Raw genomic sequence first — 2,609 nt, forward strand, 5'->3', positions numbered from 1 at the left:
TGAGCAGGTGGATGCCAACACCTACAAGCCGTCCGAAGCCCTGGGCACCCAGGCCGGGGTGCGCACCATGGCCATGGACCACACCACCAAGAAGGTCTACGCCATCACGGCCGAGGGCAGTGCCGACTACGCCAAGAAGATCACCACCAGCGTCTCTCCCTATTACGCGAACACGTTTTTTGACGACAAGTTCTACGTGCTGACCTACGGAAAGTAATAAAACCTGGCGCTGCAGGCTATTGATTTGATAGCTGCCAGCGCAGGTGTCGTTTGCGCTGGAGGCTGATTTTCTATAAATTTCAGCCCCGTGCCAGCAGCGTCGCTACTTCCGCGGCCGAACGCACGCCCAGCTTGGCGTAGACCCGGGCGCGGTACACCTCAACGGTGCGCATGGACACATGCATTTCGTCGGCAATCACCTTGTTCAGCTTGCCCGCGGCTACGCGGTGCATCACGTCTTGCTCGCGCGGGGTGAGTCCGGCCAGTTTGGCACCGCGCGCGTCGCCCTCGGCCAGGCGCTGCTGCTGGTCGGCCTCGGCGGCCAGTGCGTCGCGCACCCGGTCCACCAGGGCGGCATCGCCAAACGGCTTTTCCACAAAGTCGAAAGCCCCTTTTTTCAGTGCCTCTACCGCCATCGGGATGTCGCCGTGGCCGGTCAAAAAGATCACCGGAACCGGTACGCCGCGTGCTACCAGGCTGTCGTGCACCTGCAGGCCAGACATCGGCTCCATGCGCACGTCCAGCAGAATGCAGCCGCGCACGGGTGTGGGGCCGTCCAGCGCGGCCAGCAGTTCGGGGCCGCTGGCGTAGCTGCGCACATTGAAGCCGTGGGAGCTGAACAAAAACTCCAGCGCGTCGCGCACCGGGGCTTCGTCGTCCACCAGGTGCACGGCGACTGCGTCGGGGGTGGTCATAGGCTGGTTTCCTCGTCCGTGGAGTGGTGGTGGGCGTTATCGAACACCGGCAAGCTGAAGGAGAGGCGCGCACCGCCCGATGGGCTGGCATCGGCCGACATGCTGCCATGGTGCAGCTCGATGATGGAGCGGCAAATCGCCAAGCCCATGCCCATGCCGTCGGCCTTGGTGGAGTAGAACGCGGTGGTCAGTTGCTCGATGTTGCGTCCTTCCAGCCCGGGGCCGTCGTCGCCCACGGCCAGGCGCACCTGCTGGGGCGTGTCCAGCGTGGCGGCGATGTGGATGTGGCCAGCCGAACCGTGGCCACCCATGGCATCGGCAGCATTGCGCACCAAGTTGATCAGCACCTGTTCGATGAGGATGGGGTCGGCGTAGACCGGCGGCAGCTTGGCGGGTATATCCCAGGCGATCTGGATCTGTTGGCGTTGCAGGTCGCGCTGCAGCAGTTCGACGGCGCGGCGCGCCACGGCGGCCAGGTCGCAGGATTCGCGCTGGGGCGCGCGGCGGGTGAGAAATTCGCGGATGCGCTGCACGATGCGCCCTGCTTCCGCAGCCTGTTCGCCCTGGCTTTTGAGCGCCTTGAGCAGGGACGGGGAGGCGCTGGCATCCTGGCCCAGCATGCGTTGCAGGCCGGCGTTGTAGCCAATGACGGCTGTGAGCGGCTGGTTCAGCTGGTGGGCCAGGGTCGAGGCGACTTCGCCCAGTGTGGTCAGGCGCGACTGGGTGGCCATGGCTTCGGCCTGGTGGCGCTGGCGTTCTTCGAGCTGCTTGCGGGCGGTGATGTCGATGATGGAGCCCATCCAGCCGATCTGCGTGCCGTCGGCATCGATGAGCGGCGACTCGAACACCATCACGTTGAGCTGGTGGCCGTCCTGGTGGCACCACACGGCTTCGTAGCCGTCGCGCGGCGCATTGCCCGCCAGGTTGCGGCGGTTGCGTACCATCACTTCGTCCAGCGATTCCGGGGGCCAGTAGGGCATGGGCGGGGCCAGGCCCACCAGTTGCTGCGCTGTCAAACCCACCATGTCGCACAGGGTGCGGTTGACAAACAGGATGCGGCCATCGGCATCCCGTGCGCGCAGGCCCACCAGGGCCGAGTCTTCCATGGCCTGGCGCCAGGCGGCTTCGGTGCGCCAGGCGTCTTCGGCCCGCGAGATTTGTCGCATCTGGCGGCGCAGCAGGGCGGTGGCCACCAGCATCAGCGCCAGGAATCCGCCCACCAGCACAATCGGCAGGCTGCGCCAGAACGGGCGCTGCACTTCGCGCAGGCTGAGCTCCAGGTAAGTGCCGGGCATGTTGCCGCCGACCAGTACCTTGTAGTTCTCGTGCAGGGTGGGATCGAGGCGCAGCGGCACTTCATCCACCGAGGCAATCGCCTGGTCGGAGCTGTCGATCAGTACCACGTCGTATTTGCGGGTCAGCCACCAGGGCGCGCCGCGGCGCAGCAGCAGGGCCGCCGAATAGCGCACCACCAGTTTGTCGCCCCCAACGGGCTGCACCAGGTGGGCCGACACGCCGGCGCTGTCCAGCGACTCGCGGATGGCGCTGTCGGTCATCGGTTGTTGGTCGGGCACATGGGCCACGATGCGGTTGTTGGCATCCAGCCAGGTCACGCTGAGCCAGAGGCGGCGCAGGCCGTCGGCCACATGGGCGTTGTCGGCCAGGGCCTTGGCGTTGCGCGGCAGCTTGGGGATT

The 2,609-nt window shown here is 66.1% G+C and carries 3 protein-coding genes; 1 reads left to right on the top strand and 2 read right to left on the bottom strand.

What is annotated here, in order from left to right; genetic code table 11:
- Positions 1–217 (top strand): hypothetical protein (locus tag ABI213_RS02685; RefSeq protein ID WP_348026012.1); only part of this gene is annotated, 217 nt, incomplete at its 5' end.
- Between the two features lie 82 nt (positions 218–299).
- Here ABI213_RS02685 and ABI213_RS02690 read toward each other — a convergent pair.
- Positions 300–914: a response regulator gene (locus tag ABI213_RS02690; RefSeq protein ID WP_348005273.1), complete on the bottom strand. Its 615-nt coding sequence runs from the start codon at positions 912–914 to the stop codon at positions 300–302.
- Positions 911–2,609, bottom strand: a 1,699-nt coding sequence (locus ABI213_RS02695) for a PAS domain S-box protein (RefSeq protein WP_348026014.1), incomplete at its 5' end; no start/stop codon positions are given. The genes ABI213_RS02695 and ABI213_RS02690, both read right to left, overlap by 4 nt.

The organism is Rhodoferax sp., assembly GCF_039922535.1.
GTDB lineage: Bacteria > Pseudomonadota > Gammaproteobacteria > Burkholderiales > Burkholderiaceae_C > Rhodoferax_B.

Excerpts from the sequence above, each read along its gene's own strand:
- ABI213_RS02690 (WP_348005273.1), bottom strand. The coding sequence starts at position 914 with ATGACCACCCCCGACGCAGTCGCCGTGCACCTGGTGGACGACGAAGCC.